This is a genomic window from Bartonella sp. B1099 (assembly GCF_944801835.1).
GTDB lineage: Bacteria > Pseudomonadota > Alphaproteobacteria > Rhizobiales > Rhizobiaceae > Bartonella.
The window spans coordinates 175,574-193,004 of the sequence record NZ_CALYLN010000002.1 but is presented as its reverse complement, the minus strand read 5'-3'; the positions used below and the strand labels follow the sequence as shown (position 1 = coordinate 193,004).

The window sequence follows — 17,431 nt, the reverse complement described above, 5'->3', positions numbered from 1 at the left end:
AAGCTCCAGTTGATCGCAAAGCACTTTATGATGAGCAATTAAGATAATTAGAAAGAGAAAAGGGAAAAAACATTTTCTCCACTTTTCTTATTGTCTATTGGATTCGTCCACTCGCATGAGCAAGCATGGTATAAACTTTTCCTGTATCTGATATCAAGTATTTGCGAACTGAGTTGGAAGAACCAGAACTGCGCGATATATCACGTAAGAGCTTTTCAAAATCCGCAACATATTGATTCACTGAACGTTTAAACTCAGAATCGCTCATATATTTTTTCTTAATCATTTCAAATATTGTTTTTCCATTCAAGGTATAAAGGCGTTCTGTTACGATATTTTTTTGTCCACGTTGATAATGATCCCATAGCTCAACAATGGCATTGTGATTAATCGCTTGCACAATACCCGATGCTAACGCGTTAAGAGGACTGTTTGCAGGACGTGATTTTGTTTGCACAGATGTTAAAACAGCATCATTTGGGGTTTCATCATAAAATGTTTCTTCACGTGAAGCTCTTTCTAAGAGGTTTGATACCCATTTATTTGGTCTTTTTTTGCTTTGATCTTGTTGCAAAACAGGTTTAGGGGGAATGATCTTTTTAATGGACTCAGGGGAATTTTCACTTCTCTTATTAAGTATTGAAGATGTAGGAAATACCGATATTAACTGTTCTTTTGTGCCCTTTTGATCATGTTGTATAACACTGACGAGATCTTTTAATGCTGTAATTTGCTCATTCAAAGCCGTACGAATTGTTTGCGTTGTTTCTTTTGTTTTTTCAGGAAGCTTTTTAGCATTTTCATGGATATCATTATTAATCTTTGAAAGCTCTAAACGAACTTCATCCGCGGAGCGACGTATATCTTCTGCTGCTCCTGAAAAACGCGTTGACGCTTCACTAATAAGCTTATTGAGGGATCGTTGGAATGAATCTGTGGCGTTACGCGCATTCTTATCAGAGCGTTCAAGGGCTAAGTTGAAGATTTTTTCATAATGCTCAATCATTTGATTAATTTCATGAGACTTGGAGACAAGAGCATCGCTTAACGCAGAAAGCGTATTATGTTTTTCTTCAAGCGTTGCACTTAGTGAGTTTTCAGACTGTTCAAGAACATGAATAGTTTGGGAAAGTGTTTTCGCATGTTCACCAAAACTATTCGTTATATGATTAATTTGTTCAAAGGTGTTGTTTGAAAGTCCTTGTAGAATTTCAACATTATTATTAAGTGCTTGATTTGAGGCTGATAAACGCTCCGCTACTTGGTTTGTATTGCGGAAGAAATTGTTCGTCGTTTCATTAAGCTGACCATCAATATTTTGAACGGCTGATAATAAAACATTACTATTTTCGTGGAAGTTGTAAATTGATTGATTCAACTGCTGTAAGATGGATGAGACATTATTAACAAGCTCTTCCTTCATAGCCGTTACTGTTTGAAGTGTTTCAGAGTTCGCTTTGTTCAAGCTATTCACTAAAGATTCATTATGTGCATAAATTCTTTGTTCAGCGTCTTGTGTGGAGAGAGAGAGTTTCTCACCGATATGCTGCGTTAAAGAATCAATTGATTCTGTTGTACTTTGTGCTGCGTGATTTAAGTGGTTTGTCAGTTCTGTTATTTTTCCAACATGTTCTGAAATTTGTATTGCTGTCTGATTCTTCGCATCTTCCAGACGGCTTGTTACATCAGAAAGCTGATAGCCTAAATTACTTTTAAGATCTTGCATAGAATGATGAAGAATATCACAACGTTCATTAAGAACTTGTTCTATTGCTGTTGTTGATGTGTGAATTGTTTCATTCAATAACGCTTGTGCATTATGACTGGCTGTTGTGAAAGCTTCAACAGTATGCGCTGTTTGTTCAGACAGAACGGATAGAACTTTTTCACTGGTATCATAAACTGTTTTCTTAACGTTTGATACAATGCGATTACCTGACTCTGAGAGAATATTTTCAGCTTGTGCAGTAGCATTTGTAACAGATGAGAGAATTTGTTCACCCGTAGAAGAAAGCATATCAGAAGCTTTTATAATCTTATTATGCAGATTATCTGTGACTGTATTAACAGAATCTTCTAAGCTAACACGCATATTGTCAACACTGCTTTCCAGCGCTTGTTGAATTATCTGACTTTGCTCATTATTCAGCATGAGAGACATTTTTAACGTGTCAGAATGTTCCTCAACAACAGATGTTTGCATATCAATGGCTTCACAGACTTGGCTAAATTTTTCAGATAATGTTTCCTCTAGCGTTGTTGTCCGTTCAAAAATTTTGTGTGCACGATCTTCTAAATTTGTATCGAATGATTCCATACGCGCTTCAAGGGTTTCAAAAAAAACACCACTCGATTGAGAGAGAGTATTCTTTAAAACTTCAGCGTGACTTTCAAGGTTTTTTATATGATCTTGAACCGTTTCAGTAATGTTTTTATTATTGGCGATAATTGCACTTTCAACTAAGTCTATTTGCTGTTTCAATGCCACATCGACACGTATATCACTTTTTGCGATGAGATTATGGATTGTCTCCATGCGCTGTTCTAGAGTGCGCGCTTGATCAGCAAGAACTTCATTGAGAGAAAAGCTATTAATTGCCAAAGAGTCACGCAGAGCATCGGCACGGATATCAATATTTCTTGCTTGTGTTTCTAAAGCATCTTGTGTTGTATTGCAACTTTGTACAATGACTTCTTGTAGTTTGTCAGTGCATTGAATGATATTTGCAATATGATTTTCAGCTTGTTTATCAACGACTTGAGCATTGTCAGTCAAAACTTTTTCAATATGAGATGTATTTTGGACCAAGACATCAATCTGGTTTCTTAATGCATCAGTGATTTTATTCTTCTCGTTATCAAGCATGTCTGCCATGAGAGCTTGTTGATCAGAAAGTTGCAATTTAAAATCTTGTGAACGTTCTTGTATGATATCAATAATGGCATTGTCGATATGTTGAATTTCTTCTCTCAGATTTTCTTTACTTTTATCAATTGCAGACAGAATAGCTTCACGTCCATTTGTAAATGCATGGGTAATGTCTGCTGTTTTTTCTTGGAGGTTTTCATTTATTTTCAAGACATGAGCTTCTAAGAAGTTACCAAGTTTTTCAGCATTATCCTCTAAAGCTTGACTGCGTTCTATAAAGGAATCAACGATGGAGTTACTGTGTTCTTTAAGAGAAAGATCAACAGTTGCTAAACGTTGTTCAAAAGCTCCAATGGCTTGTGAGGTTACATTATCAAATTTAGAAGAGAGCTTATGTGCTTGGTCGTCAAGCTTTAAGATCCTCTCATCAAAATTCTGGAGAGATTGATTATTGCGATCGAGAAGAGCTTTATCCAAGGCTATAAACTTTTCATCGACAGCGTGCAAAGTTTGATCTGTTACTGCTTGTATATGTGTTACAATTTTAGCAGCATGCACTTCTGCTTTTGCTGCTGTTTCATTGAAGGTTTTTTCTATTTGTTTTTCATTATGATCAAATCGTTTTGCAAAACCATCAAAGTTTTTTCCTAATTCATCAAAAAATTTTGTATTTTTTTGCTGAATTTGTGTTGTTGTTTCATTAAATTTTTCAACAAGCTGGTTTGTTACACCATCACCGGCATAAGAAAGTTTTTCAACGAGGTCTTCACCTTGTTTTTGTAAAGTTTGAGAAAGAGTTTGTGCAAGCTTTTCAACATTGGTGACAATTTTAGAGGTAACCAAGCCAAATTCATCGCTCAGTTGTTCCTGGGTTCCTTTAATTGTTGATTGTACGCGATCGGCGTGATTCAAAATGGCTATGCGTTCATTACTCAATTCTTTGATGAGTGTATGAATGCGTGATTCGTTTTCAGCATAGGCTTGTTCTAGGTTGTGAACTTCACCTTGTATGATTGCTTCAAGTTCAACAGCACGCCCGAGGGTACGTTCAATACCTTCATTCATTGCCGCGACTTCTTCACGAATGGTTTGCCCTATAGCAATAGCTTGTTTTTCAGATAATTGTTGTGGCTCACTAAGGCGTTGTGCAGCATTTGTCATAAGAAGAGCAATATTATGCAATTCGTTCGAACGTTTTGTTAATTGTGCAACGCCCCAAGATATAAGGATAGGAATTGCTGTTCCGGCCGCTACAGCGAGTCCTGTTGGGGATGTTACAAAAGTGCTGATATTAGACAAGGAGCTTAGCCCAGCAGGGGCGAGCTTATGGGCAATAAAAGCTCCTCCAGTTGCCCATAAGGCACTCAGCGCTGTTGTATACCAATAGATTCGAGAGGAAGAACGTTGCCTTAAGTGTCCAAAATTTACAGGGGTTGTTATATCATCATTTGCAGGAAGAAGTTTCGTTGACAATAATGTATTGTGAACCGTTCCCCCTGAAATATCAGGTGAAGGTTTTGGAGCAAAAAGCTGTCCAACAACGGATTTGTCAATAACAGCATCATCATGAATATTAGAGACAAAAGTTGAAGGACCATTTTCAGCAAAAAACTCTTCTTCTGCCATTGCAATTTTTTGAATCAAATCATCAACATTAACAATATTTTCAGAATTATTGGATGATATCGTTTCAAATTCTGTGTCATCGAAATTAAAGTTCATCGCTTTTGTGAGGGCTTCTTCAACTTCAACTTCAAATGTTTGCAATTTGGTTCTGCGTGCCATACTCGCCTCGTACTCTTACAGAGGGAAAAAGAGATACGTCCTCTTCCACATAATTTCCGCATACTAGCTGTTAATTATTTAGAAAGGAATATGCTGAGGAAAAAAATTTAAAAACTTATCAAAATAAAGTTAACGCAGTATCTTACACTCTGTTTAAAAAGGTTATAAATATAATAAAAACAATTTATTATTTGATTCTAAAAAAAACAAAAATACTGTTTACAACTTGTGCTTATAAAAAGCTTTATTAGCTTATTTTCTTTGAGATAAGGACAATTTAATGGCAGTTATATATTGATGTTAAAAAACAGTACGGTGCGAATGTTTTTTTGAATATCGATAATACGTATTGTTGTCTGCTTCCTTTTATTGATTCTCAACAAAAGGGATTCATCATTTCGTACATCGTCTGTAATAGCTTAGGATGTATAAAAATCTGTTTCTTATCTGTAAGTTCATAAAAAAGTAAATGTGGAAAAATTTTGAATTTAATGATAACTTCTGATAAGCCGTACTTTAATTATTGCTTTAAAGAGCAGTTTTTTCTAATATTCCAGTTGTTTGTTGCTAAAATTTGAAGCTTCTACGTTGACAATTGAATATTTTTCAGTCGATATGCATGCACGAATATTTTATGCAATCGAGATGAAGGTGTAAGAATAATGGCAGAGCGATCACAACACCTGCAAGATGTATTTTTAAATACGGTGCGTAAGCAAAAAATTTCCCTTACCATTTTTCTTGTTAATGGCGTTAAACTCACAGGGATTGTAACTTCATTTGATAATTTTTGTGTCCTTTTGCGCCGAGATGGACACGCGCAATTGGTTTATAAGCATGCTATTTCTACAATTATGCCCGGACAGCCTGTACAGATGTTTGAAGGAGAAAGCCCTGAGTAAACACATCATTTTAAGATAAACCTCTTATCCCATTTTTAAAGTACTTAGATTGCTATGATAAATGAAAATGAGAGATTAGGAGGGGTGTGTTCGCAAATTGTGAAACAAGTGCGCGCACTTGTTTTGATACCGTTTTTTCAAGAAAATAGAAGTGAAAACTCTTTGAGAGAGTGCTCTAGATCTTCCCGAGTTCAAGAGGCATTAGGGTTAGCGCGTGCTATAAGGTTAGAAGTTGTTAATTATGAAACAATTAATATTGCAACACCTCGTCCTGCAACTCTCTTTGGAAAAGGTAAAGCCGATGCGCTTGCCAATTATATCCATGAATATTCCATCGAGCTTGCGATTATAGATCACTTTTTAACGCCAGTACAGCAGCGTAATTTAGAAAAATTATGGAATTGTAAAGTTATCGATAGAACAGCTTTGATTCTTGAGATTTTTGGTGATCGTGCACGAACAAAAGAAGGGGTTTTGCAAGTAGAATTAGCACATTTGTCCTATCAAAAAGGGCGGCTTGTGCGGAGTTGGACGCACTTGGAAAGGCAACGGGGAGGGCGCGGTTTCCTAGGTGGACCTGGTGAAACGCAAATTGAAGCGGATAGGCGTCTTTTACAAGAGAAAATTATTCGTATTCGCCGCGAATTGGAAACGGTTATTAAAACGCGTGCACTTCATAGAGCAAAAAGAAAAAAAACATCCTATCCTGTTGTTGCTTTGGTTGGATACACGAACACAGGAAAATCAACTCTTTTTAACCGTTTAAGCGGTGCTGATGTTTTAGCAAAGAATATGTTATTTGCAACGCTTGATCCGACTTTGCGCAAAGTTGTTCTTCCCCATGGAAAAACGATTCTTTTGTCTGATACTGTAGGTTTTATTTCTAATTTACCAACAAACTTGATTGCAGCGTTTAGAGCAACCCTTGAAGAAGTGGTTGAAGCGGATCTCATTCTTCATGTAAGAGATATGTCAGATCTTGATCATCGTGCGCATGCCCAAGATGTCTTAGAAGTGCTTTCAAGTCTTGATATCGATATTGATGATACAGAACATATCATAGAAGTTTGGAATAAGATTGATATATTAGATGAGCAAGCATTGAATGTTTTACAAATGAGCGCAAAAACACGATTAAATCCGGCTCTCATGGTATCAGCCCTTAAAGGGGATGGGCTCGATCAATTATTAAGAACTATTGAAAAGCGAATTTTTGGAGAGGTGCAAAGCATTGAGTATCTTTTAAAACCTCATGAAATGTCACTTATTGATTGGTTTTATGAAAACTCTGCAGAAATAAAGCAGGAAGGACATGATGATGGCTCTGTTACTATTAGAGCTGTTCTTACTTTTGAAGCAAAAAAACAACTAGAGAATATAAAAAAAAATATGAATTAAGTTTTTTAAAGCTATTGTTGAACTTTTTTGCTCAAATTTTATATTTTTCTTATCCAAAAATAATATGACAGCAAGTTAAGAGGATAGTTACTACTTTCTCTTAATAAAAAAATATGAAGAAGTATTTTGCTGGTTAAAATAAAGATGAGTCTTAAATGCAATAAAAGACTGTTCGTACGTACAGTATGGCGAAACATTTTGATTGTTTTGCTGTTGCAAGTGCTGTGTATCTCTTTGATTTGGTTTTATTATTTTATTCAGCCTCGTGGTTACCAAGCAACTTTAGTATTTTCATTATCTGATTCTGTAGGAAAGCCATTACCCATTGAAAAACAAGACAATATTATCGCCTTTTTGTTTTCACAGCCCATATTTTTAGATGATTCGTCTTTTTCTTTAAGTGCTTCTTATAAGAAAAAAAAACAAGAAAATATCCGTTTATCGCGTCATGGTGATCTTATCAATCTTACTTTCGAAGCTGAAACACTTGAAGCAGCTCAACGGGGGGTGGAAACTTGGTTTTCTACATTTTCACAAGTAATCATAAAACAAAAACAGTCTTTGTTAAATGAGAAATTAAAAGACAAACGATATGATAATGCTGCAATCGTTAATATCATGCAAGGATTTCGTGCCTCTGTTGATTCTTTTATTCAGCATGGTGTAAAACAAACAGAGCTTCATGATCTTTCGATGCAATTAATGCAAGCAACTTTAAAGCGTATTCATTTAACAAGTTTGAATTCAACAATTAACATGATGCGTGAAAAGGGGCAGTCTTTACTGGCTTTATCACTTATTGCAGGCAATTCAGCAATTGTATCTTTGGAATCTAAACGTGATCTCTTGGAAGCACAAAGAGCACATATGGCTGCGCAATTGGGGTGGACACATCCTCAAATTAAGGCCATGACTGCGGAATTAGAGGCGGTTTCTCATCAATTAAAAAATAAAATTTTACAGATCGTTGAGCAAGTTCATTCCGATGAGATTATTGCAACGGAGTTGGAAAAACAGCTCAAAAAAAAGATGGGCTTTTTTGTAAAAGATCAATCACAATCTTTGAATCAAATCTTTAACGCGTTTGAAAATAAAATAACAGCAGAGATCAATGCACAAAATAAAGCAATGAATAAGTCTGCTCAAGGGAGCGAAAAAGTTATGGGTTCATATCAGGGATTGAGTGATGATTCTCTTCTCTTGCAAAATGCAAAGATCCACGTGGTTACACCAACAAAGTTAGTGCCAATTTCTTTTATGACTCTTTATGGAAAAAATATTCTTGTAAGTGCATTGGTGAGCTTCTTCACCCTTTTATTCGGAATAATGTTATTTTCTCCATGCTTTAGAAGCAAAAAAGATCAACTCTCAGAAGAGAATTTGAGATTAAAAGAAAATGCTCTCAAGAAGAATGAGAGTATTTTAGTTTCTCAAGAAATGAAAAATTTTGAAGCTTTTATTACGATAGAGGGATTGTCTGATGTTTTGAAATGGCGTGCTTCAACGGTTATTGCAATCATTGGACCAGAGGCTGCACGAACAGCGGCAAAACTTTCACTTCATCTTACAAAAGAACACAAAACAATTTTGTTGGTTGATATCTCTGGTCAACAAATCGAGAAAGTCATTGGCCCACATCGGGGACTGAGTGATATTTTAACGGGTCATGCTCAGATGCATGATGTTATTTACCGTGATTATGATACGGGGGTTGATATTCTCCCTCAAGGGTTAACAAGCGCTGTTTCTGCACACGGTTTTTCAGATAATATTTCTCATATATTACAAGAATTTAAAAAAGAGTATGATTTTATCATTTTAGAGATGGCAAGCGAACCTAAATATGGATTTGAGCAATTTGCAGAGCTAACGGACTATTATATTTCTAATACTGTTCTTAATGAACAGGATTGGATGGTACGGATGGTTAGTCACTTTCCAAAGACTGTGTATCGTGTTGTTGCATTATGAATTTTGTAAAAAAAGAAATATGTATCGCATGTTATAGTGGTACGCTTGTTTTTTGCTAAAGTTATAGTACATACTAGCATGCGAAGATTTTGTGTTTAAATTTAAAAATGCATTGTAGTTGGAGAGAAGCGTGGGGCAATCAGAGATGGCAATAAAAAGATTAAACAATAACTTTTTAACACCTGTGCAAAAGAGAAATCGAAAGCAAATTCAGGTGTGGCTTTATTCTATTTTATTGCTTTGCTTAGCAATTGTTTTGGTAGGGGGCGCAACCCGTTTGACAGGATCAGGATTATCAATAACGGAATGGAAGCCAATTCATGGTATTATTCCACCGATTGGTGTGGATCAATGGCAAGAGGAATTTTTAAAGTATCAACAAATAACGCAGTATAAGTTGCTTAATCCTGATATGACTTTAAGTGCTTTTAAGGTCATTTTTTGGTGGGAATGGGCGCACCGTATTCTCGGGCGTCTTGTTGGTCTTATCGCTTTATTGGGGTTAATTTGGTTTTGGGCGACGAAGCGTATTGAAAAAAATATTTTACTCTCGCTTATTGTTGTGCCGATCCTTATCGCCTTTCAAGGCTTTATTGGTTGGTGGATGGTTGCTTCAGGGATTGGGCAAAGTAATCTAACAAGTGTGAGCCAATATCGTTTGGCATTTCATCTTATAACGGCATGTTTGGTTATTATTTTTGTTACTTATTTATCTCGAGGACTTGCAGAATATTCAGAAAAACCAGCCAATCAGAAGGTGCAATATTTTGCGGCTTGGCTCGTTATTTTCGTCTTGATAGAGATTTATTTGGGGGCTTTGGTTGCAGGGCTTCACGCTGGAAAAGTCTATAATACATGGCCCCTTATGGATGGTCAGATTATTCCTGATGGATTGTTGCAGCATCGTCCTTTCTGGATCAATTTATTCGAAAATCCCTTAACAGTTCAATTTATTCATCGGTTTTTTGCTTATTTTTTATTTGTTGTCTCGGCTCTTCATGCTTTCTATGTGCAAAAAAATGTTCCGCATTCAACGCACTCTCGTCGAGCATTTCTTATCTGCGTTATGATCATTATCCAAGCATTTTTAGGTATTTTGACGCTGTTACATGAGGTTCCGATAAGTTTAGGGCTCATTCATCAAAGTATGGCATTAGCCGTGTTATGTTTTGCGGTTGCGCACTGGCGAGCAACAAAAGGGGCATATCGCGTTGTTGAATGAACGTTGGTATCCAGATGGCGTTTAATTGCTTGAGAGCATTAAATCGAGGTTTTGGATAGCAGCAGCTGATGCGCCTTTTCCTAAGTTATCGAAGAGAGCACAGAGATTAAAAATTCCTTCGCGATCATTTCCAAATACGAACAGTTTCATACCATCTTTATGAGCAAAACATTCTGGATTCAGTCTTTGAAGAGAAGCCGTTTCATCTTGTGATGCCACTGAAATGATGTTTTGTCCATCGTAATGGTTTGCAAGAATTTCACGCAGATCAGAACAGTTTGCTGATTTTGTGAATAAATGGCGGTGTAGTGGAAGATTCACAATCATTCCTTGAGGAAAACGACCAACACTGGGTATAAAAAGCGGCGTTTGATTAATTTGTCCATGGAGTTTAATTTCTGGCACATGTTTGTGTTCAAGATTGAGCCCATAGATAAAATAATTTTCCTGAATATTTTGTTGAGATTGATTTTCCATTTGGGTAATCAGTTGTTTTCCACCACCGGTATAGCCGGAGATTGCATGAATCGAGATGGGATAATCGGCGTCTAACAATCCTGCTTCGCGAAGGGGGCGAATCAAGCTAATGGCACCTGTGGGATAACATCCAGGATTAGAGACGTAATGGGCTGCTTGAATACGTTTTTTTTGGCCTGCTGTCATTTCAGGAAAACCGTAGACCCAGTTTGGGGCAACACGGTGAGCTGTTGAGCTATCAATAACCCTAATGTTTTTATTCTTTTTTAGCCAATGAACTGTTTTACGTGCTGCGTCATCTGGAAGACATAAAATAGCAATATCCGTTTGAGTAAGATAGTCTTGCCGCAGATGAACGTTATGGCGATCCTTATGAGCAAGAGAGAGTAGTTTTAAATCTGTACGTTTCTCTAAGCGTTTTTGTATTTGTAGTCCGGTTGTGCCGTGTTCACCATCAATAAAAACTTTGGTTACCATTCTTAACTTGCCTTGTCTTAACTTATCTCAACAATATCCAGTTTTTCTCATTATAAATTATTTTAGATCATTACCAACTTAAATAATAATCATTAACTTATTGAATCTCTTTAGATTATAGATATTTTTTGTAAAAGGTATCAATAAGGGCGTAAAAGAAGAAACTTAACTTCATTTTTCACTCTTCTTATGAGCGAATTTTTTTGCTGTTTCTATGACGAGGAATAAGATAGTTGTTTGTATCAGTATTTTTGAGTGTAAGTGGTTTAAAATGTTTGGTTTGCATGGTTTGCTGTGTTATCGTTTAGTGACTTTATTTTTCAATATTAGGAATGTGTTTTATGACTCAGCAAGAAAATGACGCACAAAAGCGCTTTTTTAATGATAATTTACAGACAGTTGATGGTGAAATTTTTAATGCCATTAGAGGGGAGTTTGAGCGGCAACAACATGAGATTGAGCTGATTGCCTCAGAGAATATTGTTTCAAGAGCAGTTCTTGAAGCACAGGGGTCTGTTTTAACCAATAAATATGCAGAAGGTTATCCAAGAAAGCGCTACTATGGTGGGTGTCAATTTGTCGATGTCGTTGAAGATTTAGCCATCGAAAGAGCAAAACAGCTTTTTGGTGCTGTTTTTGCAAATGTGCAACCCAATTCTGGCAGCCAAATGAATCAGGCTGTCTTTCTGGCATTACTCCAGCCTGGTGACACATTTATGGGATTGGATTTAAATGCTGGTGGTCACCTTACGCATGGTTCATCTGTCAATATGTCGGGAAAATGGTTTGATGTTGTTTCCTATAGTGTACGTCAAGAAGATCAGATTATTGATATGGATGAGGTTGAGCGGCTTGCAAAAGAACGCAAACCCAAACTTATTATAGCAGGGGGCTCATCTTATCCTCGATTCTGGGATTGGGAACGATTCCGTGAAATTGCAAATGAGATCGGTGCTTATCTCCTTGTTGATATGTCTCATATTGCTGGTCTTGTTGCTGGTGGCGTGCATCCTTCCCCTGTTCCCCATGCACATATTGTAACGACAACAACACATAAATCGCTTCGGGGTCCTCGGGGTGGTTTGATATTGACAAATGATGAGGCTTTATCCAAAAAAATTAATTCTGCTATTTTTCCTGGTCTTCAAGGGGGGCCTTTAATGCATGTGATTGCGGCAAAGGCTGTCGCATTTAAGGAGGCTTTGCATCCTTCTTTCAAAAGTTATAGTGCCAATGTTGTCGCTAATGCGAAAACTTTAGCAAAAACATTACAGAATAATGGTTTTAATATCGTTTCTGGCGGTACAGACAATCATTTATTGTTGGTTGATTTACGTTCGAAAAATCTAACAGGAAAACGTGCTGAATTGGCTTTGGGACGCGCTCATATGACCTGCAATAAAAATGGCGTTCCTTTTGACCCTGAAACGCCATCTATAACATCGGGAATTCGTTTGGGATCACCTGCTGCCACAACACGTGGTTTCTTAGAAAAAGAGTTTGCTCAAGTTGGTCATCTGATTTCAGAAGTTCTTGATGGTCTTCGAAACGCAAACAGTGATGAAGATAATCACGCCGTTGAAATGGCTGTTAAGAAAAAGGTGAAAGATATAACGAATCAATTTCCTCTTTATTCTTATCTTAGCACGCGTTAAGGATAAAAAGAGATGCGCTGTCCGTACTGTCAATATGAGGATACACAGGTTAAAGACTCACGTCCAGCAGAAGAGGGGGCGGTGATTCGCCGCCGTCGTGTGTGTTCCGTTTGCGGTGGTCGTTTTACAACTTTTGAACGTGTTCAATTGCGTGAGCTCTTGGTTACTAAAAAAAGTGGACGATGTGAGCCATTTGATCGTGATAAATTAATGCGATCAGTTGATGTGGCTGTACGAAAGCGCAATATTGATCCTGATCGTATTGAACGGGCAATTTCTGGCATTGTACGCCAGCTTGAGAGTTTGGGGGAACCAGAGGTTTCTTCAGAAAAAATTGGGCATCTTGTAATGGAAGCATTAAAAAGAATTGATGATATTGCTTATATCCGTTTTGCTTCTGTGTACCGAGATTTTCGTAATGCAAGCGATTTTCACGATATTATCGATGAGTTGTCAAAAGGTATAACGGATACAGAAAACTCGTTTTGATGAATAAAAAAGTGCAAGATGAACGGTTTATGGCTGCCGCTATCCGTTTAGCAGAGCGTCATGTGGGACTTACAGGTGAGAATCCTTCCGTGGGTGCGCTAATTGTGCAAAATGATGGCGGTGCGGGACCATTTATTGTTGGCTATGGCGTAACTGCTCGTCATGGGAAACCTCATGCAGAAGTGCAAGCTTTACGCATGGCCGGCTCTTTGGCTCAAGGAGCAACTGCTTATGTTACTTTAGAACCTTGCGCACATTATGGAAAAACTTCGCCGTGTGTTAATGCCCTTATTGATTCAGGTATTTCCCGAGTTGTTGTTGCTTTGACTGATTGTGACAAGCGTGTAGATGGTCGTGGTCTTGCTCTTTTGCGTTCAGCGGGTATTGAAGTCGTTGAGGGCATTTTAGCTGAAAAGGCTTTTGAATCCTTATGGACGCATTGGTGTATAAGAAAGATGCAACGCTGTGCTGTTACTTTAAAAATGGCAATTTCTGCCGATAATAGTGTGGGAAAAAAAGAAGAGGGGGGAATACAAATTAGTGGAACGCTTTCCCATACCCATACGCATATTCTACGGGCTCAAAACAACGCTATTATCGTTGGTATTGGGACTATATTAGCCGATGATCCACAACTCAATTGCCGTTTGCCAGGAATGGAAGCTCGCTCGCCAATTCGTATTATTTTGGATGCAGATTTATCTATTCCTCTTGATGCGAAAGTTGTCCAAACAGCCATAAAAATTCCTACATGGGTTATTTGTAATGAGGATCTTTCAAAGAAAAGCAAAAAAAATGCATTGGAGCAATATGGCGTGTCTGTTTATTCGATAGAGATGAATAATGGTTTTGTAGAACCTTTTTCTCTTTTACAGATGCTTTATAAACATGGGATTAATAGTGTTTTACTGGAAGGGGGCGTAAAGACAGGAGAAAAGTTTTTGAGTGCTGGTTGTATTGATCATTTGATATGTTTTTATAGTCCCGTTGTTTTAGGAAAAAAACGTATTGAAGCTCCTCATTTTGAAAATTATCTCTCGCAATTTCATGAGGTTGAGACAAAAATGTTTGGAAATGACCGTTTTTATAAATGGAGACGTAAGACATTATGTTCACAGGAATTATAACGGATATCGGTTGTGTTGAAGATGTTCAATCTTTAAAGCAGGGGATGCGTGTAAAGATTTCTACACGCTATGCTATAGAAAGCTTAGTAATTGGTGCATCAATTGCGTGTTCAGGAATTTGTCTAACCGTTGTGGAACGAGGTTTTAAACAAGGAGATTCCAATTGGTTTGTTGTTGAGGCGTGGGAAGAAACATTACGTTTAACAAATCTTGCCCAATGGAAAAAAGGAACTTTTGTTAATTTAGAGCGTTCGCTTCGATTGGGTGATGAAATGGGAGGGCATTTGGTTTCTGGTCATATTGATGGTTTAGCTGAAATCATTGAACAAAAAAATGAAGGAGATGCAATTCGTTTTTATTTAAAAGTTTCAAGACAATTTATGCCTTTCATTGTACCTAAGGGATCAGTTGCTCTTAATGGAACGTCTTTGACTGTTAATAGTGTGGAGGGTTGTGTTTTTGATGTTCTTATTATTCGCCATACACTTGAAGTGACAACATGGGGAGAAGCTAAAATTGGAGATTGGGTCAATTTGGAAATTGACCAACTTGCTCGTTATGCTGTTAAGCTTTTTGCTTTTAAAAGAGACGATGAATAAGCTACAATTCTATTGATCGTTTTTAGAATTTTATGCTCTATACCTTTGAGTTTTTTGATTCGTTTTTTATGGAATTTCATTATGATGAAAGAGATACGTAAAAGGCCTCACGTATTGATTGTTGAAGCACGTTTTTATGAAGAGATTTCTGATGCGCTTTTGAAAGGGGCTGTGAATGCCTTGCAAAAAGCTGAAGCACGTTATGATATTATAACAGTTCCAGGAGCCTTAGAAATACCAGCTGCAATAGCTTTTGCTGAACAAAATAAGATATCTTATGATGGTTATGTTGCACTGGGTTGTGTTATTCGGGGGGAGACATATCACTTTGAAATTGTTGCCAACGATTCTTGTCGGTCCTTGATGGATTTAACCGTTCATAAGCATTTAGCTATTGGAAATGGTATTTTAACTGTTGAAAATAAAGAGCAAGCATGGGTACGCGCAAAACAAGATGGCAAAAATAAAGGTGGTTTTGCAGCTGAAGCTGCTTTATGTATGATCGCTCTAAAAAAGAGATTTGGAGATAATCGTTAAATATGGCTGATATAAAAAGCAGACATTTTCCGCGTTCAGCCAATAAACGTGGAGCAGCAAGGCTGGCTGCGGTTCAGGCTCTCTATCAAATGGATATTGTAGGTTCGGGAGTGATGGAAACGGCTGCGGAGTATGAGGCTTATCGTTTGGGAAAAGATATTGATGGAGACCAGTATCTTGAAGCTGATTTTCAATGGTTTTTGGCGATTATAATGGGTGTTGTAAAAGACCAAAAGCAGCTTGATCCTCTGCTTCATCAACAGCTTTCTTCAGAATGGTCTCTTTCACGTCTTGATTCTATATTGCGAGCAATTTTACGAGCCGCTTTATGGGAGCTGATCAACCGTAAAGATGTTCCTGTTGCGGTCGTCATGAATGAATATGTTGATATAGCTAAAGCGTTTTTTGAAGGGGATGAGCCAAAACTTGTTAATGCAGTTCTTGATAGTATGGCAAAAAAAATCCGCTCTTAATCGCGATATTTTCTCATATGATGAGGTCTGATAACATCAGACCTCATCATATTGAACGGGAAGTAAACGATATCTTTTACCTAGGGGGTGGTAGATTCGCAGGGCCTTTTATAATTTGAATTAAGAAGGGATGTTCTTTTGTTAATGTTGGTGTTGTTTGCGTCATGAAATCAAATACTTGACCATCTTGTAGACCATAGTGAGCAACCTTTGCAACCTGATTGTTTTTATTGAAGTAAATAGCTAAAACTTTGCGGTCAATAATCTTTGTTTTCATAAACTGCATCCCACGATAACGTGTTTGTGAGATGTAATAAAAAACTTCATTATCATATTTTGTTTTTAATGAAGGTGTTCCTAAAGTTAAAAGAACTTGCTCTTGACTTGAGCCAACAGAAATAGAACTTAGAGCATTTTTATCAAGAATATAGCCCTCTCTATAAATTTGGCTTGACCCTGAAGAATCAAGAAGACTGCAACCTGCAAGTGTTACGATGCTTGCTATTGATAAACCCACCAACAATTTGCGTTTGATTAAGGCCATTATGTGAGGCATTTGAAACAATGATATCTCCTTTATACTGAGATGTACGACAAGAAGGCAACCTCAAGTTTTTTCTAATTTTAGTTTAATCTACCGTAGCTTACATTGAGTTTCCCTGTTATAAGACAAATTATGCCATATAGAATTTCTTTAGAAAAGAAAAAAATGAACGAAATATACTTGAGCTAAATAAAAGTACTGTGCTTTATAGATTTTCATGTTTGGGAGTTATCAATGAATGTTCAAAATGTTTCTCAAATGGCATTTGCTTTGGCCTATCCAATATGCGTCCGTTCTCTTCCTGCTAAAGGGTTAAGAGTTCATCTTTGTGCAAACAAAAAAGAATGTACACATTTAGCCCAAAACCATGATTTAGTTGAAGTAAAATCTTGTGAGGGAAAATTCCATATTCTTCCGTGGAAAAAACGCGGTGTGCGTATAAAAGGTTTGTTGCAAGCGCATATAATACAGTTATGTGTTGTTACATTAGAACCATTAGAAAATATTCTCCGTGAAAATATTGAGGTTGTTTTTGTTCCCGAAGATTCAAATTTAACGAAGCCCAAAATATCAGAAGATACACGAGAATTGTTTTTAGATGTGGAAGGGCTTGATACACCGGAAGTATTTTATAATGATCGAATTGATATTGGTGCAATCATGGAAGAGTTTTTTGAGTTGTCTATTAATCATTATCCACGTAAAGAGGGGATAAAAATGCATGTGGTTAAAAATTTAGAAGAAGCAGAGCAAAAGCTTTCGCCATTTTCTGTTTTGAAAAGTTGGAAGTGATTGTAAAAACATAAAAAAATTATCTATTGTATGCTATGATAAAAACGGTATTTTCTGCGGAACTGTTTTTGCAAGATATGTTTTATGAGTGTTTAGTCACCCAAAATCATAATA

At 37.0% G+C, this 17,431-nt stretch carries 14 protein-coding genes; 11 read left to right on the top strand and 3 right to left on the bottom strand.

Features of this window, described 5'->3' with window-relative positions; genetic code table 11:
- Positions 1-94 precede the first annotated feature (94 nt).
- On the bottom strand, positions 95-4,654 hold the full coding sequence (locus NNJ73_RS07185) for a hypothetical protein (protein WP_254493479.1): 4,560 nt from the start codon (positions 4,652-4,654) through the stop codon (positions 95-97).
- Positions 4,655-5,316: 662 nt separating this feature from the next.
- Here NNJ73_RS07185 and hfq point away from each other — a divergent pair.
- The 4 genes from hfq to NNJ73_RS07165 all read left to right on the top strand — a co-directional run bounded on the left by hfq (position 5,317) and on the right by NNJ73_RS07165 (position 10,147).
- A complete protein-coding gene (gene hfq, locus NNJ73_RS07180) occupies positions 5,317-5,556 on the top strand; it encodes an RNA chaperone Hfq (RefSeq protein ID WP_005773461.1) in 240 nt (79 codons plus the stop codon).
- Between the two features lie 54 nt (positions 5,557-5,610).
- Positions 5,611-6,954 (top strand): GTPase HflX, encoded by a 1,344-nt coding sequence (hflX, locus tag NNJ73_RS07175; RefSeq protein ID WP_254493478.1) that lies wholly within the window; start codon positions 5,611-5,613, stop codon positions 6,952-6,954.
- Positions 6,955-7,098: 144 nt separating this feature from the next.
- The gene (locus NNJ73_RS07170; RefSeq protein ID WP_254493477.1) at positions 7,099-8,925 is read left to right on the top strand and encodes a hypothetical protein; all 1,827 of its coding nucleotides are present in this window, start codon (positions 7,099-7,101) and stop codon (positions 8,923-8,925) included.
- Positions 8,926-9,070: 145 nt separating this feature from the next.
- Positions 9,071-10,147 carry a COX15/CtaA family protein gene (locus NNJ73_RS07165; RefSeq protein ID WP_254493476.1) on the top strand — a complete coding sequence of 359 codons (1,077 nt, stop codon included), beginning with the start codon at positions 9,071-9,073 and terminating at the stop codon, positions 10,145-10,147.
- Positions 10,148-10,168: 21 nt separating this feature from the next.
- On the opposite strand, the gene argC is transcribed toward NNJ73_RS07165, so the two are convergent.
- Complete coding sequence (gene argC / locus NNJ73_RS07160; protein WP_254493475.1) at positions 10,169-11,101, bottom strand: N-acetyl-gamma-glutamyl-phosphate reductase; 933 nt, start codon at positions 11,099-11,101, stop codon at positions 10,169-10,171.
- 341 nt (positions 11,102-11,442) lie between these two features.
- Between argC and glyA the strand changes: the two genes are divergently transcribed.
- The 6 genes from glyA to nusB all read left to right on the top strand — a co-directional run bounded on the left by glyA (position 11,443) and on the right by nusB (position 15,981).
- On the top strand, positions 11,443-12,756 hold the full coding sequence (gene glyA / locus NNJ73_RS07155; protein WP_254493474.1) for a serine hydroxymethyltransferase: 1,314 nt from the start codon (positions 11,443-11,445) through the stop codon (positions 12,754-12,756).
- A 12-nt stretch (positions 12,757-12,768) separates the two neighbouring features.
- Positions 12,769-13,245, top strand: a complete 477-nt coding sequence (nrdR, locus tag NNJ73_RS07150) for a transcriptional regulator NrdR (RefSeq protein WP_254493473.1) — start codon at positions 12,769-12,771, stop codon at positions 13,243-13,245.
- Positions 13,245-14,372 carry a bifunctional diaminohydroxyphosphoribosylaminopyrimidine deaminase/5-amino-6-(5-phosphoribosylamino)uracil reductase RibD gene (ribD, locus tag NNJ73_RS07145; protein WP_254493472.1) on the top strand — a complete coding sequence of 376 codons (1,128 nt, stop codon included), beginning with the start codon at positions 13,245-13,247 and terminating at the stop codon, positions 14,370-14,372. The genes nrdR and ribD overlap by 1 nt, the downstream gene beginning before the upstream one ends.
- Positions 14,354-14,971: a riboflavin synthase gene (locus NNJ73_RS07140; protein ID WP_254493471.1), complete on the top strand. Its 618-nt coding sequence runs from the start codon at positions 14,354-14,356 to the stop codon at positions 14,969-14,971. Before ribD ends, NNJ73_RS07140 begins: the two co-directional genes overlap by 19 nt.
- An 81-nt stretch (positions 14,972-15,052) precedes the next feature.
- Entirely contained in the window at positions 15,053-15,508 is a 456-nt protein-coding gene (locus NNJ73_RS07135) for a 6,7-dimethyl-8-ribityllumazine synthase (RefSeq protein ID WP_254493470.1), read from the top strand.
- Positions 15,509-15,510: 2 nt separating this feature from the next.
- Complete coding sequence (nusB, locus tag NNJ73_RS07130; RefSeq protein ID WP_254493469.1) at positions 15,511-15,981, top strand: transcription antitermination factor NusB; 471 nt, start codon at positions 15,511-15,513, stop codon at positions 15,979-15,981.
- 76 nt (positions 15,982-16,057) lie between these two features.
- On the opposite strand, the gene NNJ73_RS07125 is transcribed toward nusB, so the two are convergent.
- Positions 16,058-16,537: an outer membrane protein assembly factor BamE gene (locus NNJ73_RS07125; RefSeq protein WP_254493693.1), complete on the bottom strand. Its 480-nt coding sequence runs from the start codon at positions 16,535-16,537 to the stop codon at positions 16,058-16,060.
- A 222-nt stretch (positions 16,538-16,759) separates the two neighbouring features.
- Here NNJ73_RS07125 and NNJ73_RS07120 point away from each other — a divergent pair, with 222 nt between their 5' ends.
- Entirely contained in the window at positions 16,760-17,317 is a 558-nt protein-coding gene (locus NNJ73_RS07120; RefSeq protein WP_254493468.1) for a DUF177 domain-containing protein, read from the top strand.
- Positions 17,318-17,431 lie beyond the last annotated feature (114 nt).